Source organism: Pseudomonas sp. WOUb67 (genome assembly GCF_050058005.1).
Taxonomy (GTDB): Bacteria; Pseudomonadota; Gammaproteobacteria; order Pseudomonadales; family Pseudomonadaceae; genus Aquipseudomonas; species Aquipseudomonas putida_R.
In genome coordinates this window covers 2,928,717-2,949,960 of record NZ_CP170112.1, presented here as the reverse complement: position 1 = coordinate 2,949,960, position 21,244 = coordinate 2,928,717, and the positions used below count along the sequence as shown (strand labels likewise).

The window sequence follows — 21,244 nt, the reverse complement described above, 5'->3', positions numbered from 1 at the left end:
TTGATCAATAAAACGTACGAGTCCATCGCCAGCGCGGTGGAAGGGATCACCGACGGTTCGACCATCATGGTCGGTGGCTTTGGCACTGCCGGCATGCCGTCCGAGCTGATCGATGGCCTGATCGCAACCGGTGCCCGCGACCTGACCATCATCAGCAACAACGCCGGCAACGGCGAAATCGGCCTGGCCGCCCTGCTTATGGCGGGCAGCGTGCGCAAGGTGGTCTGCTCGTTCCCGCGCCAGTCCGACTCCTACGTGTTCGACGAACTGTACCGCGCCGGCAAGATCGAGCTGGAAGTTGTACCACAAGGTAACCTGGCCGAGCGCATCCGCGCAGCGGGTTCGGGCATCGGTGCGTTCTTCTCGCCGACCGGCTACGGCACCCTGTTGGCTGAAGGCAAGGAAACCCGTGAAATCGACGGCCGCATGTACGTGCTGGAAATGCCGCTGCACGCCGACTTCGCGCTGATCAAGGCGCACAAGGGTGACCGTTGGGGCAACCTGACCTACCGCAAGGCCGCCCGTAACTTCGGCCCGATCATGGCCATGGCCGCCAAGACTGCCATCGCCCAGGTCGACCAGGTTGTCGAACTCGGTGAACTGGACCCGGAGCACATCATCACCCCGGGTATCTTCGTCCAGCGTGTGGTTGCCGTCACCGGCGCTGCCGCTTCTTCGATCGCCAAAGCTGTCTGAGGCCTGCCATGACCATCACCAAAAAGCTCTCCCGCACCGAGATGGCCCAGCGCGTGGCCGCAGACATCCAGGAAGGCGCCTACGTAAACCTGGGCATTGGCGCACCTACCCTGGTGGCCAACTACCTGGGCGACAAGGAAGTGTTCCTGCACAGCGAAAACGGCCTGCTGGGCATGGGCCCAAGCCCTGCGCCGGGCGAGGAAGACGATGACCTGATCAACGCCGGCAAACAGCACGTCACCCTGCTGACCGGTGGTGCCTTCTTCCACCATGCCGACTCGTTCTCGATGATGCGTGGCGGCCACCTGGACATCGCCGTACTGGGCGCCTTCCAGGTGTCGGTCAAAGGCGACCTGGCCAACTGGCACACCGGCGCCGAAGGCTCTATCCCGGCCGTAGGCGGCGCGATGGACCTGGCCACCGGCGCCCGCCAGGTGTTCGTGATGATGGACCACCTGACCAAGACCGGCGAAAGCAAGCTGGTGCCCGAGTGCACCTACCCGCTGACCGGCATTGCTTGCGTCAGCCGCATCTACACCGACCTGGCCGTGCTGGAAGTAACGCCTGAAGGGCTGAAAGTGGTCGAGATCTGCGCGGACATCGATTTTGATGAGTTGCAGAAGCTGAGCGGCGTGCCGCTGCTCAAATAATCCGCGGAACCTATCTCCCTGTGGGAGCGGGTTCACCCGCGAACACCGGCGCAGCCGGTGCCATGCACCGCGTTGGATTCTTCGCGGGTGAACCCGCTCCCACAGGTCCCGCGCCGGGCTATAGGCCTGCGCCGTACCTGTAGGAGCTGGCTTGCCTGCGATGGGCTGCAAAGCAGCCCCCATGGCCCTGAGCAAAAGCCACAACCCCAAGCCTCACCCCATTTCAGCCGCGCGACCACAGCAGGCTACCCCATCCAAAATGATGTCCATTTGCTTCGAAAAATCAGAATTTTTCGCTTTCTTGTAGGGCATTTCCCAAAGATACTGTTGCCGCCTATTTTCCGTTGCGGGTGCCCGGTTGGGGCTCTAGTCTCGGCCTGTCGCTGCTCATCAGCGATCCGGCTTTGACAGGCCGTAACGGTTTAAGCATTACAGCTTTCCTTCTATGGTGGCTGTGCGTGGGGCACGCTTGCGTGCGCCGGAACTTGCTTATTCCGCCGGTCTGTCAACCCACGTACAGCTACCACCCTTCTGTTTGACAGCAGTCAGGTAGTGGCATCCATAGAGGTAATAAGCAATGTTAAAGATGGTCCCCGACCCACCCCACACCCTCCACTCCCTCGAAGACACCCTCATCCAAGCCGCGGAACACGCCGTCTGCGCGCTAGCCATTTCGCAACAGGCGATGCTGATGCAGCCCAAATCACCAGCAGCGGTGCTGATGATGGCGACGACACATGAACTTGAGTCCCTACGCTCATTGATTGAATTCGCACTGATTCAGGCACAGGCGCCGAACGAGCCGCGAACGCCGCACTAAGCCGAACGCTGTGTGTTACCTGGGCTGGGCCATTGCCAGCGAAGGTGCTCGCCCGGGTTTTAGATGATCAGGGAGATGGACCCATGACGACTGACGAATCCAACGAGAAAACGACCGTAGGCAAGACCACGTTCTACCAGGGTGAAAACCAGACCCACCCACTGTTTCGCATCGAAGCCGGCATCCCGTGCCAAAACGCCCGCGAACAGGCCTCGGAGTTGATGGGCTATGTGCGGGAACTGACGATTGCCGGATTGATGGATGAGAAGCCGATGATGATCTGGGCTGCGCATTACCTGAGTGCACTGGCCAAGGCGCTGATGGATGATGCCGAGCTGGGCATGATGCGCTGATGGGGTGACTAGCGGCGCTGGCACTAACAGCACTAGAAATCCACCTTGCCCCTACCCGCCTTGACAGTGCCCCGCCTGGCTTTTCCATCGAGGCGGCGGGTTTTCGAGCCAAGGGTCGGCTTGGTGGGGCGGCGTTTCTTCTCGGTCTTGCCGGCAGCAATGATCAATTCGGCAAGACGCGCCAGTGCGTCAGCTCGGTTCTGCTCCTGGGTGCGGTACTGCTGGGCCTTGAGTATCAACACGCCGTCGCCGGTGATGCGACTATCACGCAGCGCCAGCAGCCGCTCCTTGTAGAACTCGGGCAACGACGAGGCCGGGATGTCGAAACGCAGGTGCACGGCGCTGGACACCTTGTTGACATTCTGCCCACCCGCGCCTTGCGCGCGGATGTACGTGAGTTCGATTTCGGCATCCGGCAGATGCACGTTATTGGAGATGGTCAGCATGGTATGGCCCTTGTCATTGCCCCCATTATCACCGGATGCGCCGCTCAGCCATAGAACAACACACAATTCCCTGAATCAGCGCGCAAGTCGCGCGTTGCTGACCTGTGCACGCAGCAACGTAACTGTCGGGGCTGGATTTCTTCAAAACTCAAATGTTATGTTATTACATCTACCTTGGAGATTTCACCTTGAAATATCGTGCACCGCTGCTGGCAGGCTTCACCCTGGGACTTATCGGGCAACCGGTCTCGGCGGCGCAACCCCTGACGCTGGACGAACTTTCGATCACCGATTCCTACCTCGAGGAGCGCGCCGATGGCCCGGTACAGGGCTACCGCGCGACACGCTCGGCCACTGCAACGCGTACCGACACCGACATCCGCGACACCCCGCAGAGCATCGACGTGGTGCCCGCCCAGGTGCTCAAGGACCTCAACACCACGCGCATCGACCGCGCGCTGGATTTCGCCGGCGGCGTTTCGCGGCAGAACAATTTCGGTGGCCTGACGTTTCTCAACTACAGCGTGCGCGGCTTCACCACCGGCGAGTTGTACAAGAACGGCTTCGCCATCAACCGTGGCAGCTACAGCGCGCCCGACGCTGCAAGCATCGAACGCATCGAGGTGCTCAAGGGCCCTGCGGCCAGCCTGTACGGGCGCGGCGACCCGGGCGGCCTGGTCAACATCGTGAGCAAGCGCCCCGAGGCCGAGGCGTTCAGCAACCTGAGCGTCAGCGCCGGCACCTGGGACCGCTACCGCAGCAGCCTCGACGTCAACTCGCCGCTCGACAGCCAAGGCAACCTGCTGGGGCGGGTGAACATGGCCGTCGAGGACAACGGCAGTTTTCGCGACCATGTCAACAGCCAGCGGCGCATCATCAGCCCGTCGTTGAGCTGGCAGCTCTCGCCCGATACCCGGCTGTTACTCGACACCGAATTTTCCCGCACCGAAACGGTGTTCGACCGCGGCATCCCGGCAGTCAATGGCGAGTTGGGCTCGGTCAAGCGCTCGACGTTCATGGGCGAGCCGAACGACGGGCAGATCCGCAACGATAACCAGACCATCGACCTGGCACTCGAGCATTACCTGAACGACGCCTGGAAACTGCGCCTGGCCAACCACTACACCCAAGGCACGCTCAAGGGCGCAAGCTCCGAGCCCCAGGCCCTGATCGGCACCACCATTACCCGCTTCTACCGCGAGCGCGATTTCGAATGGAACGACAGCATTACCCAGGCCGAACTGCACGGCAGCTTCGACTGGGCCGGCTGGCATCACCAGACCCTCGCGGGCCTGGAATACGAGAACTACCGCAACAGCCAGAAGTACCCGCAAAGCGCGACGCTGCAGGAGTATGGGCTGGATATCTACAACCCTGTGTACGGCCAGCCCAAGCCGGCGCTGACCCGGGCCAACGACTTCCACGAGCATACCGAAAGCTATGCCCTCAACCTGCAGGACCAGATCGCCTTCACAGAACGCCTGCGCGGCCTGCTCGGCGTGCGCCTTGAACGGTTCGAGCAGACCGCGCTGAACCGCGCTACGGGTGTCAGCAACAGCCAGCAAAAAGATGTCGCCACTGCGCGCACTGGCGTGCTCTACCAACTGACCCCGCAGGTGGGCGTGTTTGCCAACGCCTCAACCTCGTTCAAGCCCAACACCATCGGCACGCAGGGCCAGGTGTACAAGCCGGAGAAAGGCCTGGGCTATGAAACCGGCCTGAAGCTCGACCTGTTCGACAGCCGTATCGGCGCCACCGTCGCCCTGTTCCACATCGACAAGGAAAACGTCGTCACCACCGACGCGCTCGGTGACAGCGTGGCCGCCGGCAAGGCACGAAGCCAGGGCCTGGACCTGCAATTCAGCGGCCAGGCCAGCGACGCCCTGCGCATCATCGGCACGTATGCCTACATCGATGCTGAAGTGACCAAGGGCGATGCCGCCGTGCCCGCAGGCAGCGACCTGCTTGGTATCGCGCGCCACAGCGGCAGCCTGTTGGGCGTGTACGAGTTCCAGAAAGGCGCACTGCGCGGGTCAGATGTGGGTGCCGCGTTCAACTATGTGGGTGAACGCTCCGGGCAGTCTGGCAGCCGCTTCACCCTGCCCGCCTACAGCACCGTCGACCTGCTTGCCCATTACAAAGCCAGCGAACAGTTAACCCTCGGGTTGAACCTGAACAACCTGTTCGACCGCAAATATTACGAGCGCGCCTACAACAGCGCCTGGGTGATGCCCGGTGAGCCGCGCAACCTCAGTGTCAGCCTTACCCTGAACCTCTGAAAAAGGGCCACGTATGCACCTGTCACTGAAGCACTGCGCAGCCCCGGTGCTGCATGCTGAAACTTTATTTGTGCTGCGTACTCGCCGCCAAACAGGCCGAAACCGGTGAAGGCATGATCTGGACGTGACCGTGCTCCACGCCACGCTCGACCATCAACTGACGGGCCAGCTCGCCAACAGGGCCGCTTTCCCCCTGCAACACCGACACTTCCAGGCAATGGCCCGCGTCCAGATGCACATGCAGCGTGGAGCGGGTCAGGTCATGGTGAGCGTGCAGGGTCTGGTTCAGCCGTTTGGGCAACTCTCGGGTGGCGTGGTCGTACAGGTAACTGACCACTGCTACGCAAGGCATATCGTCCGGCTGGGTCTCGGCTTCACGCAGGCCATTGCGCAGCAGATCACGAATCGCCTCCGAGCGCCCCTGATAGCCTTGAGTCCCCACCCGCCGGTCGATGAGATCGAGCAGCTCTTCGTCAAGCGTGATGGTGATCCGTTGCATTTTGTAACTTCCAGTAAGATGATTTTGCATAGACATCATACCCACCGCTCTTTAGCCTACGGCCTCCATTGAAGTGGGGACCGCAGTGTGATGCAGCAGCCTGGTAAAAAAAAGCCCGCCCTATGGGGCATCCTTTTCCTCGCAGTGAGCGCTTTCGCTCACGCCGCTGACACCACGCCGCCAGGCCGGACACTGGTGTACTCCTGGCCCGTCAACGCCGGCCCCCTTGACCCGCGCGGTTACTCGCCCAATCAGATGTACGCCCAGGCCATGGTTTACGAGCCCCTGGTGCGCTACACCCACGCAGGCACTGTTGAGCCGTGGCTGGCTACCCGGTGGCACGTCTCCGAAGATGGCAAGACCTACACCTTCACCCTGCGCGACGGGGTGCGCTTCAGCGATGGCACGCCGTTCGACTCCACAGCTGCCAAGGCCAACCTGGACGCGGTCCTGGCCAACAGGCAACGCCATCGCTGGATGGAGCTGGTCAGCACCCTCGAGCATGTCGAGGCCCCCGATCGCCTGACCTTGCGCCTGGTGCTCAAGCACCCTTACTACCCAACCCTGATGGAGCTGGCACAGGTTCGCCCGCTGCGCTTCGGCGCCATTGATGCCAAGCCTGGCCAGCCAGTCGGTACCGGGCCCTGGATGCGCGCCGAATCACGCCTGGGCGAATTCGACCGCTTCGTGCGCAACCCCCTGTACTGGGGGCCGAAACCGGCCTTCGGCGAAGTCATGGTGAAGGTCATTCCCGACCCCAACAGCCGTGCCCTGGCCCTGCAGGCCGGTGAAGTCGAGCTGATCCAGGGTGCCGCTGGCGAGATCACCGCCGGCACCTTCGTCCGCCTGCGCGACCAGGGCTACGCCACTGCCCTTTCCGCACCGCTGGCCACGCGTACACTGGCCATGAATACCGGCCGTGGCGCCACCCGCGACCTGGCAGTGCGCCAGGCGATCAATGAAGCCGTGAACAAGCAGGCCATCATCGACAAGATCCTCTACGGCCTGGAGCCACGGGCGGACACGCTGTTCGCCAGCAACATGCCCTATGCAGACATCGGCCTGAAACCTTATCCGTACGACCCCGCCCAGGCGAAGCAAGCCCTGGAGTCTGCCGGCTGGGCACTCGCGCCCGGCGCCACTGTGCGCAGCAAGGGCGGGGAGCCGCTTTCGATCGAACTGGTGTTCCTCGGTACCAGTGCCTTGCAAAAAAGCCTCGCAGAAGTGCTGCAAGGTGAACTGGCCAAGGTCGGCATCCACATCGAGCTGCGTGCCGTTGAGGAAGGTGCGCTGGTACGCCGGCAGCGCGACGGTGATTTCGGCATGATCTTCGCCGACACTTGGGGCGCGCCCTACGATCCGCACTCGTTCGTCAGCTCCATGCGCTATGCCGGCCACGCCGACTACATGGCCCAGCGCGGCCTGGCGATCAAGAACGAGCTGGATCAACGCATCGGCAAAGTGCTGGCAAGCACCGACGAGAAACAGCGCGCCGAGCAGTACCGCTTCATCCTGACCACCCTGCATGAACAAGCGGTGTACCTGCCCATCTCACACCTCACCGCCATCAGCGTGCGCAGTAATTCGGTTGAACACGTCGAGTTCGGCAGCACATTGTTCGATGTGCCGTTCGAGGCCATGACGCCGAAGCAGGAACACTGACATGCTGCGCTACATTCTGCTACGCCTGGTGTTGCTGCTGCCGGCCATGTTCGGTGTGTCGCTGCTGGTGTTCGTACTGCTGCACCTGGGCAGCACGGACCCTGCCCTGGATTATCTGCGGCTGTCGCATATCCCGCCGACCGACGCGGCCATCGCCGAGGTGCGCCACGCCTTGGGCCTGGATCGCCCCTTGTACGAGCAGTACCTGACCTGGCTCTGGAAAGCCTTGCACCTGGACTTCGGTATTTCCTACCTGACCGGTCGGCCGGTACTCGATGACCTGTTGTACTACCTGCCCGCGACCCTGCAACTGGGCGGCCTGGCATTGGCCTGCACGCTGTTGCTGTCGATTCCGCTTGGGCTCATGGCCGCGCGCTGGCAAGGGCGCTGGCCCGACCATGCGGTGAGAGCGGTCACCTTTCTTGGCGTGTCGATGCCCAATTTCTGGCTGGCATTCCTGTTGATTGCCCTGTTCTCGCTGTGGCTGGGCTGGCTGCCGCCGCTGGGCCGGGGCACGGCCGGGCAGCTGGTGATGCCGGTGCTGGCCATTGCCCTGATGTCGATGTCGATCAACGCCCGCCTGCTACGTGCCAGCCTGCTAGAAGCCAGCGGCCAACGCCATGTGACCTACGCCCGCGCCCGCGGCCTGCCCGAGCGCCAGGTGTGGCGCGACCATGTGCTGCGCAACGCCTGGCTGCCATTTGTCACGGCCACCGGCATGCACGTGGGCGAACTGATCGGCGGTGCACTGGTGATCGAGACCATCTTCGCCTGGCCCGGGGTGGGTCGTTTCGCCGTCTCGGCGGTGCTCAACCGCGACTTCCCGGTGATGCAATGCTTCACCCTGCTGCTGACCGGCCTGCTGATGGTGTGCAACCTGTTGGTAGACGTGTGCTACGCCTGGCTCGACCCCCGCAGCCGGCTGGAGGGCGCAAGCGCATGAGCGTTCTCTCTGCAATCCGTCGGCCGGCACTGGCGGGGCATACTGGCCTGGTGCTCGGTATGGTCTTGGTGGGCCTGCTGGTGGTACTGGCCCTGTTTGGCCAGTGGCTGGCCCCGCATGATCCCGACCTGGTCGACCTCAGTCAGCGCCTGCTGCCACCGGACGCCAGTCACTGGCTGGGCACCGATCACCTGGGCCGCGACCTGCTGTCGCGCCTGATCGTCGGCACCCGGCTGTCGCTGGGCAGCGTGATGCTGACACTGGCGCTGGTACTGGCGCTCGGGCTGGCCGTGGGTGGCGTGGCCGGCTTCGTCGGCGGGCGCACCGACCTGCTGCTGATGCGCCTGTGCGACATGTTCATGACCTTCCCGACCCTGGTGCTGGCGTTCTTCTTCGTCACCTTGCTGGGCACCGGCCTGACCAACGTGATCATCGCCATCGCCTTGTCCCATTGGGCCTGGTATGCGCGCATGGTACGCGGCATGGTGATTGCCCAGCGCGGCCGCGAATACGTGCTGGCCTCGCGGCTGGCCGGTGCCTCACGTTTGACCCGTCTGCGCCAGCACGTGCTGCCGAACATCGCCGGCCCCTTGCTGGTACTGGCGACCATGGACATCGGCCACATGATGCTGCACGTCTCGGGCCTGTCCTTCCTCGGCCTGGGCGTGACCCCACCGACCGCCGAATGGGGCGTGATGATCAACGATGCCAAGGAGTTCATCTGGACTCACCCACAGCTGCTGCTGTTGCCGGGGCTGATAATTTTCTTCTCGGTGATGGCCTTCAACCTGCTGGGCGATGCGCTGCGCGACCGCCTGGACCCGACCCGGGAGCACCATTAGATGACCCCATCTACCCTCGAAGTCCGTGACCTGCGCATTGAGGCCCAGGCCGGCACGCTGGTACATGGCGTCGACCTGCAGTTGCAGCGCGGTGAAGTGTGTGCACTGGTCGGGGCCAGTGGTTCGGGCAAGTCGCTGAGCTGCCTGGGCATGCTCGACCTGCTGCCTGCCGGGGTAATGCGCACCCAGGGCCAGTTGCTGCTCGACGGCCAACCGGTGAGCGCCACCCAGGCGCGCGGCCGCCTGGCCAGCCTGGTGCTGCAAAACCCACGCAGTGCGTTCAACCCGGTACGCAACATGGCCAGCCACGGCCTGGAAACCCTTCGCCAACGCGGCACCACCGGCGCACACGCCCGTGAGCGCATGGCCCATTGCCTTGCAGCCGTCGGCCTGGCAGATCACGCTCGCGTATTGCAATCGTTCGCCTTTCAACTCAGCGGTGGCATGCTACAGCGCATGATGATCGCCCTGGCACTGATGGCCGAAACCCCGTTTCTGCTGGCCGACGAACCCACCAGCGACCTCGACGCCGTAAGCCAGGCGCGGTTTCTCGACTTGCTGATGGAGCTGGTTGAATTGCATGGCCTCGGGGTGTTGCTGGTGACCCATGACATGGGTGTGGTCGCTCGCTGCGCCGATCAGGTCGCAGTGATGGACGCTGGCCGCATCGTCGAGCGCCAACCCGTGCACGCACTGTTCACCCGCCCTGCCAGCGACACCGCGCGCACCTTACTCGAAGCCCATCGAATTCTCTGCGGGAGCCAGCCATGAGCCTTTTGCATGTCCACCAACTCAGTCACCGCTACCGCACAGGCGGACTGCTGCGCAAACGTGACTGGCTGCAGGTACTCGACGACATCGACCTTCAGCTTCACCCGGGCGAATCGATCGGTTTACTGGGCAGCAGCGGCAGTGGCAAAAGCACCCTCGCCCGCCTGCTGCTCGGGCTGGAAACACCCAGCCAGGGCCAGGTAACCTTCGCCGGACAAGCCGTCGACCAACTGCGCGGCGAACAGGCACGGGCCTTCCAGCGCAACGTGCAGCTGGTGTTCCAGGACGCCCCCGGCGCATTCAACCCACAGCGCAGCATCGGCTGGAGCATTGCCGAACCGTTGCGTCACCTGAGCGATCTGGGTGAGGCAGCCCGGCGCACCCGCACCGTCGAGTTACTGGAACACATGGGCCTGCGCGCAGAGCATGCCGAACGCTTGCCGCAACAGCTCAGCGGTGGGCAGCTGCAGCGTGCCAACCTCGCCCGGGCGCTGGCGATCTCACCAAAGCTGGTGGTACTCGACGAGGCACTGTCGAACCTGGACCGTGTGCTGCAGCTGCAACTGCTGCAACGGCTGAATGCACTGCGTCGCGACAAGGGTACTGCCTTCCTGCTGATTAGCCATGACCTCAGCCTGGTGCGGTACTTCTGCCAGCGGGTTGTAGTGCTTGACGGAGGGCGCATCGTCGAGGACCGGGTGGTAAACGCCGACCTTTCGTTCGACCACCCCGCAGGGCAACAGCTGCAAGCCGCAGTACTGCCTGAGCGCCCGGCAAAGACCAGCGCTCGAGTCAGTACATCATTGGCGTAGTCGCCAGGGTCAGCTCACGCCGCTACAGCCTTGCACGCGTCGAGGCATGCCGCACAGGAATCGGCGCAAGCCTTGCACTCGGCGTGTTCTGTTTCATGCTTGCGGCATTGCGTCTCGCAACTGCTGCAAACATCGGCGGCGACCTTTGCCATGGCGGGGGTAAACCTGGAACCCTGCAGGGCCAGTTTCATCAAGGCATTGCAGGTAGCCAACAACTCACTGACAGACTGGGCACAGGCGGCCATGTCCTTGTCGCCCTGGCTCAGCAGGACCAGGCAATGAGCTAGGCACGCTTCCCCCGTCTTCTGGCAATCACTGCTGCTGTCGACAAGACGCCCGTACTTTTTATCTCCCCCGGCACCGTGCTCGTGGTGGTGCTCATGCTTTTGTTCAGCAGCCATCACAGGAACAGCCATCGCTACAGCCACGGCCCCCGCAACCGTCTTGAGTACGTCGCGTCGTTGCATGAATCATTCCTTTGATTGATGTCAGTGGTGGCTTCAATGGTAGGCAGGGGGCAGGTTACTGTCGACTCAGGTAAAGCTGTTTGAGGCCTGCCATGACCGTCACCAAAAAGCTCTCCCGCACCGAAATGGCCCAGCGCGTGGCCGCAGACATTCAGGAAAGCGCCTACATAAACCTGGGCATGTGCGCACCGACCCTAGTTGGCAACTAGCAACCGCACTCCCAAGACTTCCCCCATCTCAGGCCGCAATCTGCCGCAGGCTACCCCATCCAAAATGATGTCTATTTGGTTCGAAAAATCAGAATTTTTCGCTTTCTTGTAGGGCATTTCCCAAAGATACTGTTGCCGCCTATTTTCCGTTGCGGGTGCCCTATTGGGGCTCTAGTCTCGGCCTGTCGCTGCTCATCAGCGACACGGCTTTGACGGGCCGCGATGGTTTTGAGTTATGGCGCCTCTTTATGGTGGCTGTACGTGCGGGCACGCTTGCGTGCGCCGGAGCTTCTCAATTCCGCCGGTCCGTCAACCCACGTACAGCTGCCACCCTTCTGCTTGACGGCTGACAGGTGGCAGCACCAACAGGGAATTGAACGATGTTAAAGATGGTCCCCGATCCACCCCACACCCTCCACTCCCTCGAAGACTCCCTCATCCAAGCCGCGGAACATGCCGTCTGTGCACTAGCCATTTCGCAACAAGCGATGCTGATGCAGCCCAAGTCACCTGCAGCGGTGCTGATGATGGCGACGACACATGAACTTGAGTCCCTGCGCTCGTTGATTGAATTCGCATTGATTCAGGCACAGGCACCGAACGGGCCGCGAACGCCGCACTAAGCCGAACGCTGTGTGTTACCTGGGCTGGGCCATTGCCAGCGAAGGGGCTCGCCCAGGTTTTAGATGATCAGGGAGATGGACCCATGACGACTGACGAATCGAGCGAGAAAACGACCGTAGGCAAGACCACGTTCTATCAGGGTGAAAACCAGACCCACCCACTGTTTCGCATCGAAGCCGGCATCCCGTGCCAAAACGCCCGCGAGCAGGCTTCGGAGTTGATGGGCTATGTGCGGGAGTTGACGATTGCCGGGTTGATGGATGAGAAGCCGATGATGATCTGGGCTGCGCATTACTTGAGCGCGTTGGCCAAGGCACTGATGGATGATGCCGAGTTGGGCATGATGCGCTGATTGGGTTGACTAGCGGCGCTGGCAATACCAGCGCTGGAAATCCACCTTGCCCCGACCCGCCTTGGCAGTGCAGCGCCTGGCTTTTCCGTCGAGGCGGCGGGTCTTCGAGCCAAGGGTCGGCTTGGTGGGCCGGCGTTTCTTCTCGGTGTTACCGGCAGCGATGATCAACTCGGCAAGACGCGCCAGTGCGTCTGCCAGCGGGACAACACAAGATGCACCCCATCTTGCCTGCAACAGCCAGTCGAGTTCGTCTAGGAAATCAGGTGCGACTCACTCACACCCCGAAAAACGAGGCGACCAGCCATCCTCTGGTCTCTTCTGTACCATTAATGTACCAATGCCGCTTTTCAGTTAAGCACCGATCAGCTGCCTTTGTCAGCCGCTAGAAATTCAGCTGCTTTTGGAACAGCGCTTGGATTCAGGTTTTGTTTTTGCCATTCTGAATGATGGCATTTAGACACATATCAACCACAGGGACAGTAATGAGCTATATCACCCGCGTCTGTCAAAATGACTCCAATTGGCAATTCCCAACCAGAAGCGCAGTTGAAGCATCGGATACCTTTTCCTCACAGCATGGCTATGGCCATGAGGAGTGGCTTTTTCGATTCGAATGGCAGATTGGCGGCTGGCAATATGGCTTTCTTCAAGGCGTAAACAAAGGCAGGGAGTCACGGCTCGCTCGTGGTGAGCGCGCAGGAGATGTTGTGCTCTTCACCCTGACTCCCGATGGACGCCGTTATGTGGCCCGTATTTGCCATATCGAGTTCCTAGATGATGCCCAAGGAACTGCAGCCTTGGATCACTTCAAGCGACTTGGGTGGTATGACCGCATGCTGGAAGAAATAGACGCTGTAGGTGGCGATAGAAGTGGCTTAGGGAACGGTGAATGGGCCCCTTACGTGTTGAATGTTCGTTTTCGCCCAGTAGATGTTGAGTGGTATCCGCCCAACACATTTGCCGAGGCCGGTGACCCTGTGCAGCGCTACAACCGTTATCAGCTCGTTGAGCTTAATCACGAGGCCTCACTGCCGGAAACGTTGAACACACCCCGCCCTGCTCGGAAAGGACAAAGCCTTCCTCCCATTCAAGACCGCTATTTCAGAAGCGGCGGCTCGGGACGTGAGTGTTCGCCGGAGCATGGGATAATGCAGGCTGTCCTGCATGAGGAACTGAAGATCGAATACCCTGGGGCGAATATTGTCTTCGAAGAAAATTTTGTAGATATCACCGTAACAACGGAAATAGAGAAAATCCTGTTCGAGGTTAAGTCAGATCTCTGCACCCGCAGGGTTCTGCGCTTGGCGATTGGTCAGCTACTCGAGTACGCGTACTACTGGGGGCATCTGCCAGAAAAAGCAGTTAGGCTGGTTGCGGTTGGTCGGACTGCACTGAGCCCTGAGGACGAAAAATATCTCAGATACCTAAAGGAAAAATTGAAATTTCCACTTGAGTATCGCCAGGTCAAGCTTCCGTCTGAAGCGTAGAATTACCTCTAAATCAGTGCCGATTTTCCAACCTATCGGCACAGCTCAAGGCTTTCCCGCTACCTGATGATGAATGGGGCATACTTACGACAAAGCCCCTTAAAACAAGGGCTTACAACAATACACCGTAAGCGATCCATAAACCCCACCCGTTACATGAAGGACGGGGAAATCAGGTATTCGAATCGGGCACCTGCCCCGCTTGAGTCTTTAGCCCGAACAACTGGTCAGCTAGCTGTCGGCCTCGCTCCAGCCCCTCCGCCGTCAACCAGATGGATTTGTTTCTATTAACTGGATCACTGATGAAACCCCGTTCATGCAGTCGATTCATGATCTCGAAGTCAAATCCTTTCCACGCGTTACCTTTGTCGGAGCTATAGGCTGCCAACAAGGCAAGCACTGCGTCTTCAATCAGTTTTTCGTCGTATTCCATGGTCGTTACCCCGCTCTTGTCCTTCAAGCGCTTCGTAGGCCCCATCTGACCCACGATGGGGGAGCACCTAACTATGTATTTTAGGCGTGCAATTCCACGACAGCAGCGCTTCGTAGTCTTCCACGGAGGACGCCTGCGGCAGGCGTTCCAGTGCGTGGCGCAGCCACGCATAGGGCTCTTGGCCGTTGGCTTTGGCCGTCTCGACTAGGCTGTAAAGTTGCGCACTGGCCGTCGCCCCTCTGGGCGTGTCACTAAACAACCAGTTCTTTCTGCCGATGACAAACGGGCGGATCGCACACTCGGCTGCGTTGTTGTCGATCGGTAAGCAGCCGTGCTCGATGTAGCGTTCCAACTTGCTCCAGTTGCTGGCCAAGTAGCCGATGGCCTTGCCCAAGGCACTCTGCGTCGTGACCTGAGGTTGCGTTTTCTCTACCCAGCTTTTCAGCTGAGCCAGCAATGGCAGGCTGCGCTCCATGCGGGCAGCCTTACGATCTTCATCGCTGCCGTCCTTAAGGTCGCGCTCGATGCCATACAGCTTGTTGATCAAATTCAGGGCGATGTCTGCGCGCCCGGTTTTACCCTTGGGCTGCACTTTCTGCGCTTCGACGAACTTGCGGCGTGCGTGCGCCCAGCAGCCCAACCGCTCCACGCCGTCCTGTGCAGCTAGCGCGTTGTAACCGGCGTAGTCGTCGGTCATGACATAGCCGCGATAGCCATCCAACAGGCGCGTCGGCACCTCCTGCGCTCGGCTGGTGGCGTAGTCGAAAAGGATCACTGGCCGCTCAGGTGGGCCGCCGGTTTGCACCCACATCCAGGATTGGCTGCTGGGCTCACGACCCGGCTCTTTCAACACCTGCACACGCGTTTCATCACAGTGGATGATCCGACTGCTCAACAGGCTTTCACGCATCAGATTCAGCAGCGGTTGGAAGTGCTCGCTGCATTGAATCACCCAGCGTGCCAGGGTTTGGCGCGAAATATCGATACCGTGGCGCCCCAACACTTTTTCGAAGCGATGAAGCGGTAGGCCGTCTACGTATTCGGTGGTGAGCAGCATGGCCAGCACACTCGGGCTAGCCGTGCCCTTCTCGATCACCTGGGCAGGCTTGTCCGCCGTTACGGGCGCTGACTCGCAGTCGCGGCAGCCATACACCTTGCGAACATGTTTGATGACGTCAGCCGGCAGTGGTTTGCGTTTACCACGGCGCTTGGTCGGTGCAACGACTTCTTCGTCGCCGGCCTCATCCAAGGGTTCTGCCAGGCTTTCCGCTTCGTCGAAGAGCGGCAACTGTGGCGTCGCCGCATCGCCTGTCTGCTCGGTCTTTCGCCCGAACAGGCGCTGGCGCAACAGCGTAACTTCCTCTTCGAGATGAACGATCTTGCCCTTGTCGGACGCCCGCTCGTTGATCATCTGCTCAAGCAGTTGCTTGAGCAGAACAGGATCGTCAGGGAGGTCTTCGGGCATGGAAATCATGCCGCGGATTATACCGAATAAGGCGACGTATCGAGGCGTCAAAACCTGATGTGGACGGTTGCGCCAGAGGTCGAAGCCGTCGAGTAGCCAGTTCAGTTCCTGAACGGTCAGTACGATGGCCACGTCAGTCTGATCGGGTGAGGTTTTGAACCGTTCGGAGTCCAGGCGTTTGAGCCAGAGGCAGAAGCCGTAGCGTTCCCAATACAAGATCTTCACGCGGTTGCGCGGCTTGTTGAGGAAGACGAAAAGCACCGGGTCGAACACCGCCACTTTGATATCGAGTTCGACCAGCGCAGCCAGGCCATCGATGGACTTTCGGAAGTCGACGGGCTTGGGGTAGAGGTACACTTTTTCGACTTTGGCGTCGGGTCGCATCATGGTCGGCGAACTCCAGAAAGAAATCGGGAGCACAGCATCGGGGATCAGGTAAGCGCTTTGAGTGTGGGGTTCATGGAGCGCTTACCAAGAAGCTTTGCCAATCTGAACTACTGAGCTGCCTGCCTTGGCCTGAGTGAATCATCACTTGTTGCTGTGGCTTGGGTCTCCACACGGCCATCAGCATGGCGCCAATTGCTATGTCGCTGCTCATCTGGGGCTCCATTGGCTAGAAAGTCTTCATCGGTTCGTCACAGGAGCGGATGCGGAAGCAGTCGTCGCAAAGTCGATATGTCCCAGGTCCAGCCGGTGGGACACTCAAGAGGACATAGTCGCAGACTGGCTCGTCTGCACAGACACTGCACACATCCAACCTTCCAGCTACCTGGATGGCCGCTTCCGTCATCGCAGCCTGCTTTGGGTCCCACTCGCGCAACGAAGCGAACCATTCCGGCGTGTGAGGACGAAGCAGAGTACGGGGCTCTGGCTCAAGCAGCCCCTTACGCTCAAGCCAAGTAGTTGCCGCCTTAATGCGCCGAGCATGTAGCTGTGTCAAAAGCTCGTACAGCTCTATCTTCAAAGCGAAATATTGGCGCGGATGCAATGCGTTCACATTCACGTAGCCCGCATGGTTCAGGACAAAACGGTTTTGCCCTAACTTCTCGCTTGCCACCAGCTCTTCACAGTATCTCTGCTTGTACTCCGTCGAGCTTTCGGAGACCTCCATCAAGGCGACGTGATACTGCCAAGCACTCCTTGCAAACACACCCTTCCATAGTTCCAGATACTTTGAAGCCCTCAGAGCTCTTACTAAATGACCATCTGCCTCCGGATGGTCCACCAGGTACGCATCAATGTCGTTAAGTGATTCAATCTCAGAGGACAGCTTTCGTGCTTCTCGAAGCAAGGCATTGGTTGAATCCCGCATAGCCTGAACGTGGTCAATATCCCCACGCCAGCGAGCCTCTTCCTCCGCATTGAGATTTCGCAGCACATTAGGAACCTTAAAAAGCGCTGCGCTATTTAGTAACTCCCCTGGATGGCAAAAGTCAGCATCCGGCACTAGGTTTGCACCGGCCCTATGATAAGCCTGCGCGACCAATCGCGAGCAGAACTGTCTCCGACCGGCCACTAAACCAGCCAACACGCTCTTGGCGGCGCCGATCTTGGTGTATCGAGTACCAACCGCAGCTCTGGCGAAGGTGATAACAGACTGCAGTTGGTCAGTAGTCAGGGGCACAATCGGCCGAAGAACGTGCGCAGCGCAGCCTGGCTCAATTATCAGCCGCTCGAGATTGCGTGCATGAACACCGTCACCAGTGGAATCGATCACACTCGACTTCCCCACACAAATCATAGCGTGAGAGATGTCCGCGCCAATAACCTTACGGATCGTTTTGCTCATGGGGTCGGGCGTGGTTGTCAGTACAATATCGCCGAGCTGGATGAAGTCGGAGACGAACACCTGAGGCCTCAGTTCCAATTCATTCATCGCGCCGTCCATAATGAAAATTGCTCCTGTGAAGGTACTGAACGATTGGACATTGGTGACCGTTCCAAAATCCTCGAAACTGAAAAGACATTCAAGCAGGTATATGCCGGGCTGTCCCGATGATGGTGAGGGATTTCGCTCCCCGGGTCATCGCGACGTACAAATCCTTTGCATCAAGCGAATCGGCATCAAGAATGACGGCGTGATCATACTCAAGACCTTTGACCAGCAATGTGGTTCCAATCAGCTTACGATGGCTGATCGGCCGCCCCGAATGCCTCATCTCGCGCTGGTAAAGAATGCCGGCCTCCACGAGCGTCGCGGCTTGGCCATCAACATGAATCTTGAGCACGCTCAAGAAACGATAAAGTAAGTCACGGCGATAGGCTGACGTTTCAGGGTTGCTCTTCAATGTCTGGAAGAATGCCTTGAGATAGCTGCTTGACGGGTCAGACAAATAGTCATTCGCGGCTTGAAGCACTAGTGGGTACTTCGTTGTCTTGCGAAGCTTGGTAACCTCACCACGTTTGGTGCCAGCAGTTAACGTGCGAGCTACACCTGTGAAACACTTCGTTGCGAACTTCAGGGCAAGGAGAAAACCCGCCTGAGTAGTCTTTGCAGCCGCAAGCTTTTTGATAAACGAATGCAGATCCTTCCCTTCGATTTCCTCGATTGAGGAAAAGCGACCCGCCAAGCGACTGGCCAAACGGTGAGTTTTGTTCTTGGACTGTTGATCGCCGCCATGGAGTGCAATAACGCTCTCATCATGATTTAACAAGCAACAAAGCGCCGTATACTGTTTAGCAGCGAGATAGTCGGGCTGGGTGTAGGCACGAATTACGCTCGATGGAAGATGGACTGACAGATCAATCTTTTGGCCTAGCTCGATCTTTCGCCTTACATCTTTAAGCCATTCCCCAAGTTCCGGACTTTTCGCCTTTACCCACCGCCAAGGTACCTCCAGCTGTCCTAAGCAATCAAATTTGGGATAGACGCTGGCTTCCCAATCAACGAGCTTGCCCTCGTCAAAACCAAATATGGCTTGGAGGGGATCTCCCAAGAGTCGGCTTGGAAGAAATTCTGCCAGGTTGCAGACCAGATCATGCTGCACGTCTGAGCAGTCCTGGTACTCGTCGACGTAGAGGCCTATATAGCTGGAAGACACGGCCTCTCGAATGAACCTTTTTCCGAGCAAACGTGAGCAGCACTCATACAACTTATTCCACTGCTTGCTGGTCGGGCTTTCAATTTTCCACCCAGACGCCTTCGGGTACGCCAGACAGAGTCGAAGTGCCCAGCTAGCGATCGTATCAACTTGAAACTGGGAAGCGCGAACGCCCAAGTCCGCCATTTTGTTTTTTATGGAATTCACGCCGGCAAAAGTGTGCGTCAGGATAAGCTGCCGGCCACCGGACGCTCGCACCGCCATTGCGATGAGATGAGTCTTCCCAAACCCCGCAGGCGCGATTACATAGCCCTTGGAGGTACAGTCGTTGAGCTTGATAGCGAGGTCTTCAGACACGCTTGGCCCACTCCCAAAGCCTTCCCAACTCTACGGCGAGATTTGTTTTACCGAACACGGGATCGTTGAAAGCGGCACTCACAGCCTTGAACCACAGGTCACCTCTAGTGGTGTCCTTGAACCACCCCGCGCTCTTTGCCGCAGCACCAATTGCAGTGCGCAGCTTGGTACTATCCCGCCACTCACTGATGTCAGGTTCCAACACGTCCTGATACTGCGACCGCACTTGATCGTATACCGGGTAGAAGAGCTCGACTTGGGCAAGCGTCAAACTAACAAGTACGGAAGCCCAGGGAAGATCTGCAAAAGCGCGTTCCTCAAGCGAAAGTTTATCGCTCCAGACGTAGGTGGGAATTCCTAACGCCACAAGCCCAGCAGCATCAGCGGCTGAGAACTGCTTCTCGGCATCCCCATCAGCTAACACCGAGACGTCATAGCCAAGCTTCTTGAAGGCAATGGCCATGCCCTTCACTTTGCTGGCGCCCTTGGCGTCCAGCAACGCCACACCGTGATACGACAATGGATCTTGCCCATTCTCGAGCTGGTGATCGTCAAAGCCCCTAATGAAACCTACCTCAGTAGCGCCTTCACACACGACCACCTTTTTGGCCAGGAATGCTTCAGCACTGGAGCGAATCTTCCCCTGAACCTCATGCTCTTCGAGGTCCTTTTCGGCAGCAGAGACGATCGTAACTACACCGCCCTTGCTGTGGACGATATGAAGGTCCTGCACCGTGAGTTCGCGAAGCACCATCGGCGAATGGGTGGTTAGGAGATACTGCCCACGCTTGTCCTCCCTGATGTGCTTGATGAGTCGAGTTATGCGATGGGGCTCGAGGCCGAACTCCAACTCATCGAACAAGGTGATATGGCCTTCCTCCAGACCCGCTTTCTGGATCCCACACTGAAGCATCCGGCGAGAACCCAGACCCAACTGGCGCAACGGGATTTCGCCATCATGCAGGGCAAGACCGCCAACTTTCAGGTTGATGGACGCCAAGTCGAGATGGGCCTTATAGGCATCAAGTACAGGGACACCCAAGAGCTTCGCAATCTCTTGTGATTTGGTTGCTGCAGTGTCGAAGTTTGTCAGGGTGACAGCCCGGTCGACATCGAGTGAACTCCTCGCGGTCCTCGATGCATTGGCCAATAGCTCGCTCAAACTCTGCGCCGCAGTAAGCTTGGCAAGAGCCGTTCCGTTTGCCCAGGAAAGCTCTCGTTCGCTAAACGCTCCGATGAGTCCCACGCCTACCTTGTTTCTGTCTGCCTGTTTGAACGGAACTCCGTCAGGATTGCGATCGCACACGACTGTCCACTTCGGCTCCAGGTCCTTTTCGACGGTAAGCCGTGCAGTCAATACGCTTTCAAAATGATCGTCTGGCTCGTCATGAAGCTTCTGAGCTGCCGCGTCCCAGCCCCGTAGGTGAAGCCCGTACTTATTGAGTGCACAGAAGTCCGCTGCCAAATGCCCGATTGTGATCTCAATGATGATGGGATCCGCGATCTTGCATTGGTAAAAATCTGAGTCGCTGAGAGCCAGATTCCACTGGGGGTGGAACGTGTACCGGATGGCTTCCAGGATTGTGGATTTTGAGGAGTCGCCTTTGCCTATAAGGCAAAAAATGTCGGCTGTTGGCACGCTCCAATCAAGCGCTTTCACCCCTCGAAAGTTCTTGATCACGATCTTTCTGATTTTCACCGACCGGTATCCTCTGAACGTCATCTATGAGTAATGCGAAATCCGTTTGTAGCGCCTCAATTAGCTCTCAAGGAGCACAGCGGGAGTGGCCATTCGCCTTACGCATCATAGATACTTCCAGCGGGCCGGGGAACTGGCCGTTCGAATCCGTAGGAGATCTCAATTATCGCCCCTAGCTTTTCCTAGATACCTCGGAATCACTATCGGCTTAGTGTCCTCTAGAAAATCAGGGGCGATTCAGACCTGTGCTCGACCCAGCTTCTGCTTATATTGCCTTTACCTACCGAGCCGCCAGCATGGCCCCCACTCTTCCCCGAGGACGGTAATCGTGAGTCTC

Annotated in this window: 21 protein-coding genes and 4 pseudogenes; 14 read left to right on the top strand and 11 right to left on the bottom strand. The window is 59.1% G+C overall.

The genetic code is table 11. The features are described from left to right. The 4 genes from ABOC32_RS13230 to ABOC32_RS13215 all read left to right on the top strand — a co-directional run bounded on the left by ABOC32_RS13230 (window position 1) and on the right by ABOC32_RS13215 (window position 2,519). Window positions 1-696 (top strand): 3-oxoacid CoA-transferase subunit A, encoded by a 696-nt coding sequence (locus ABOC32_RS13230; RefSeq protein ID WP_010954768.1) that lies wholly within the window; start codon window positions 1-3, stop codon window positions 694-696. Window positions 697-704: 8 nt separating this feature from the next. Further along, window positions 705-1,346, top strand: coding sequence for a 3-oxoacid CoA-transferase subunit B (locus ABOC32_RS13225; RefSeq protein ID WP_426811331.1), 642 nt, complete (start codon window positions 705-707; stop codon window positions 1,344-1,346). Between the two features lie 577 nt (window positions 1,347-1,923). Then, window positions 1,924-2,166 carry a hypothetical protein gene (locus ABOC32_RS13220; protein ID WP_043199501.1) on the top strand — a complete coding sequence of 81 codons (243 nt, stop codon included), beginning with the start codon at window positions 1,924-1,926 and terminating at the stop codon, window positions 2,164-2,166. Window positions 2,167-2,249: 83 nt separating this feature from the next. Next, window positions 2,250-2,519: a DUF3077 domain-containing protein gene (locus ABOC32_RS13215; RefSeq protein WP_264359994.1), complete on the top strand. Its 270-nt coding sequence runs from the start codon at window positions 2,250-2,252 to the stop codon at window positions 2,517-2,519. Window positions 2,520-2,551: 32 nt separating this feature from the next. Here the strand turns inward: ABOC32_RS13215 and arfB are convergent, their stop codons facing one another. Then, a complete protein-coding gene (gene arfB / locus ABOC32_RS13210; protein WP_234226978.1) occupies window positions 2,552-2,965 on the bottom strand; it encodes an alternative ribosome rescue aminoacyl-tRNA hydrolase ArfB in 414 nt (137 codons plus the stop codon). A 188-nt stretch (window positions 2,966-3,153) separates the two neighbouring features. On the opposite strand from arfB, the gene ABOC32_RS13205 reads away from it, so the two are divergent. Further along, window positions 3,154-5,244 carry a TonB-dependent siderophore receptor gene (locus ABOC32_RS13205; RefSeq protein ID WP_426811330.1) on the top strand — a complete coding sequence of 697 codons (2,091 nt, stop codon included), beginning with the start codon at window positions 3,154-3,156 and terminating at the stop codon, window positions 5,242-5,244. Between the two features lie 64 nt (window positions 5,245-5,308). On the opposite strand, the gene nikR is transcribed toward ABOC32_RS13205, so the two are convergent. Further along, window positions 5,309-5,743 (bottom strand): nickel-responsive transcriptional regulator NikR, encoded by a 435-nt coding sequence (gene nikR / locus ABOC32_RS13200; RefSeq protein ID WP_426811329.1) that lies wholly within the window; start codon window positions 5,741-5,743, stop codon window positions 5,309-5,311. A 195-nt stretch (window positions 5,744-5,938) separates the two neighbouring features. Here nikR and nikA point away from each other — a divergent pair, with 195 nt between their 5' ends. The 5 genes from nikA to nikE are packed head-to-tail and all read left to right on the top strand — an operon-like array spanning window position 5,939 to window position 10,773. Beyond that, entirely contained in the window at window positions 5,939-7,405 is a 1,467-nt protein-coding gene (nikA, locus tag ABOC32_RS13195) for a nickel ABC transporter substrate-binding protein (protein WP_426811328.1), read from the top strand. 1 nt (window position 7,406) lies between these two features. Beyond that, window positions 7,407-8,348 carry a nickel ABC transporter permease subunit NikB gene (gene nikB / locus ABOC32_RS13190; RefSeq protein WP_426811327.1) on the top strand — a complete coding sequence of 314 codons (942 nt, stop codon included), beginning with the start codon at window positions 7,407-7,409 and terminating at the stop codon, window positions 8,346-8,348. Beyond that, window positions 8,345-9,190 carry a nickel ABC transporter permease subunit NikC gene (nikC, locus tag ABOC32_RS13185; RefSeq protein ID WP_426811326.1) on the top strand — a complete coding sequence of 282 codons (846 nt, stop codon included), beginning with the start codon at window positions 8,345-8,347 and terminating at the stop codon, window positions 9,188-9,190. The genes nikB and nikC overlap by 4 nt, the downstream gene beginning before the upstream one ends. Then, on the top strand, window positions 9,191-9,961 hold the full coding sequence (gene nikD / locus ABOC32_RS13180; protein WP_426811325.1) for a nickel import ATP-binding protein NikD: 771 nt from the start codon (window positions 9,191-9,193) through the stop codon (window positions 9,959-9,961). Further along, window positions 9,958-10,773 (top strand): nickel import ATP-binding protein NikE, encoded by an 816-nt coding sequence (nikE, locus tag ABOC32_RS13175; RefSeq protein ID WP_426811324.1) that lies wholly within the window; start codon window positions 9,958-9,960, stop codon window positions 10,771-10,773. The genes nikD and nikE overlap by 4 nt, the downstream gene beginning before the upstream one ends. A gap of 14 nt (window positions 10,774-10,787) precedes the next feature. Here nikE and ABOC32_RS13170 read toward each other — a convergent pair whose 3' ends face one another. Beyond that, on the bottom strand, window positions 10,788-11,240 hold the full coding sequence (locus ABOC32_RS13170) for a four-helix bundle copper-binding protein (protein ID WP_426811323.1): 453 nt from the start codon (window positions 11,238-11,240) through the stop codon (window positions 10,788-10,790). 92 nt (window positions 11,241-11,332) lie between these two features. Here ABOC32_RS13170 and ABOC32_RS13165 point away from each other — a divergent pair. The 3 genes and pseudogenes from ABOC32_RS13165 to ABOC32_RS13155 all read left to right on the top strand — a co-directional run. Further along, window positions 11,333-11,446: pseudogene (locus ABOC32_RS13165) on the top strand (3-oxoadipate CoA-transferase); the annotation flags it as partial. 383 nt (window positions 11,447-11,829) lie between these two features. Further along, entirely contained in the window at window positions 11,830-12,072 is a 243-nt protein-coding gene (locus tag ABOC32_RS13160; RefSeq protein ID WP_426811322.1) for a hypothetical protein, read from the top strand. An 83-nt stretch (window positions 12,073-12,155) separates the two neighbouring features. After that, entirely contained in the window at window positions 12,156-12,425 is a 270-nt protein-coding gene (locus ABOC32_RS13155) for a DUF3077 domain-containing protein (protein WP_426811321.1), read from the top strand. Between the two features lie 9 nt (window positions 12,426-12,434). On the opposite strand, the pseudogene ABOC32_RS13150 reads toward ABOC32_RS13155, so the two are convergent. After that, window positions 12,435-12,620: pseudogene (locus tag ABOC32_RS13150) on the bottom strand (hypothetical protein); the annotation flags it as partial. A gap of 287 nt (window positions 12,621-12,907) precedes the next feature. Between ABOC32_RS13150 and ABOC32_RS13145 the strand changes: the two are divergent. Continuing rightward, window positions 12,908-13,912 (top strand): hypothetical protein, encoded by a 1,005-nt coding sequence (locus tag ABOC32_RS13145; protein ID WP_426811320.1) that lies wholly within the window; start codon window positions 12,908-12,910, stop codon window positions 13,910-13,912. 172 nt (window positions 13,913-14,084) lie between these two features. Here ABOC32_RS13145 and ABOC32_RS13140 read toward each other — a convergent pair whose 3' ends face one another. The 7 genes and pseudogenes from ABOC32_RS13140 to ABOC32_RS13110 all read right to left on the bottom strand — a co-directional run bounded on the left by ABOC32_RS13140 (window position 14,085) and on the right by ABOC32_RS13110 (window position 20,907). After that, window positions 14,085-14,345 (bottom strand): DUF6429 family protein, encoded by a 261-nt coding sequence (locus tag ABOC32_RS13140; RefSeq protein WP_085665094.1) that lies wholly within the window; start codon window positions 14,343-14,345, stop codon window positions 14,085-14,087. 67 nt (window positions 14,346-14,412) lie between these two features. Continuing rightward, the gene (gene tnpC / locus ABOC32_RS13135) at window positions 14,413-15,819 is read right to left on the bottom strand and encodes an IS66 family transposase (RefSeq protein WP_426811598.1); all 1,407 of its coding nucleotides are present in this window, start codon (window positions 15,817-15,819) and stop codon (window positions 14,413-14,415) included. A 66-nt stretch (window positions 15,820-15,885) separates the two neighbouring features. Beyond that, window positions 15,886-16,194, bottom strand: a pseudogene (gene tnpB, locus ABOC32_RS13130) (IS66 family insertion sequence element accessory protein TnpB); the annotation flags it as partial. Window positions 16,195-16,282: 88 nt separating this feature from the next. Further along, window positions 16,283-16,420 (bottom strand): annotated as a pseudogene (locus tag ABOC32_RS13125) (IS3 family transposase); the annotation flags it as partial. Window positions 16,421-16,423: 3 nt separating this feature from the next. Continuing rightward, window positions 16,424-17,686 carry a YiiX/YebB-like N1pC/P60 family cysteine hydrolase gene (locus ABOC32_RS13120; RefSeq protein WP_426811319.1) on the bottom strand — a complete coding sequence of 421 codons (1,263 nt, stop codon included), beginning with the start codon at window positions 17,684-17,686 and terminating at the stop codon, window positions 16,424-16,426. 91 nt (window positions 17,687-17,777) lie between these two features. Then, window positions 17,778-19,208, bottom strand: coding sequence for a UvrD-helicase domain-containing protein (locus tag ABOC32_RS13115; protein ID WP_426811318.1), 1,431 nt, complete (start codon window positions 19,206-19,208; stop codon window positions 17,778-17,780). Then, a complete protein-coding gene (locus tag ABOC32_RS13110) occupies window positions 19,201-20,907 on the bottom strand; it encodes an ATP-dependent nuclease (RefSeq protein ID WP_426811317.1) in 1,707 nt (568 codons plus the stop codon). The genes ABOC32_RS13115 and ABOC32_RS13110 overlap by 8 nt, the downstream gene beginning before the upstream one ends. Between the last annotated feature and the right edge of the window lie 337 nt (window positions 20,908-21,244).

Excerpts from the sequence above, each read along its gene's own strand:
- nikB (WP_426811327.1), top strand. The coding sequence starts at position 7,407 with ATGCTGCGCTACATTCTGCTACGCCTGGTGTTGCTGCTGCCGGCCATG.
- ABOC32_RS13155 (WP_426811321.1), top strand. The coding sequence starts at position 12,156 with ATGACGACTGACGAATCGAGCGAGAAAACGACCGTAGGCAAGACCACG.
- arfB (WP_234226978.1), bottom strand. The coding sequence starts at position 2,965 with ATGCTGACCATCTCCAATAACGTGCATCTGCCGGATGCCGAAATCGAA.
- tnpC (WP_426811598.1), bottom strand. The coding sequence starts at position 15,819 with ATGATTTCCATGCCCGAAGACCTCCCTGACGATCCTGTTCTGCTCAAG.
- ABOC32_RS13120 (WP_426811319.1), bottom strand. The coding sequence starts at position 17,686 with ATGAATGAATTGGAACTGAGGCCTCAGGTGTTCGTCTCCGACTTCATC.
- ABOC32_RS13170 (WP_426811323.1), bottom strand. The coding sequence starts at position 11,240 with ATGCAACGACGCGACGTACTCAAGACGGTTGCGGGGGCCGTGGCTGTA.
- ABOC32_RS13220 (WP_043199501.1), top strand. The coding sequence starts at position 1,924 with ATGTTAAAGATGGTCCCCGACCCACCCCACACCCTCCACTCCCTCGAA.
- ABOC32_RS13225 (WP_426811331.1), top strand. The coding sequence starts at position 705 with ATGACCATCACCAAAAAGCTCTCCCGCACCGAGATGGCCCAGCGCGTG.
- nikR (WP_426811329.1), bottom strand. The coding sequence starts at position 5,743 with ATGCAACGGATCACCATCACGCTTGACGAAGAGCTGCTCGATCTCATC.
- nikE (WP_426811324.1), top strand. The coding sequence starts at position 9,958 with ATGAGCCTTTTGCATGTCCACCAACTCAGTCACCGCTACCGCACAGGC.
- ABOC32_RS13145 (WP_426811320.1), top strand. The coding sequence starts at position 12,908 with ATGAGCTATATCACCCGCGTCTGTCAAAATGACTCCAATTGGCAATTC.
- nikC (WP_426811326.1), top strand. The coding sequence starts at position 8,345 with ATGAGCGTTCTCTCTGCAATCCGTCGGCCGGCACTGGCGGGGCATACT.
- ABOC32_RS13140 (WP_085665094.1), bottom strand. The coding sequence starts at position 14,345 with ATGGAATACGACGAAAAACTGATTGAAGACGCAGTGCTTGCCTTGTTG.
- ABOC32_RS13215 (WP_264359994.1), top strand. The coding sequence starts at position 2,250 with ATGACGACTGACGAATCCAACGAGAAAACGACCGTAGGCAAGACCACG.
- ABOC32_RS13160 (WP_426811322.1), top strand. The coding sequence starts at position 11,830 with ATGTTAAAGATGGTCCCCGATCCACCCCACACCCTCCACTCCCTCGAA.
- nikD (WP_426811325.1), top strand. The coding sequence starts at position 9,191 with ATGACCCCATCTACCCTCGAAGTCCGTGACCTGCGCATTGAGGCCCAG.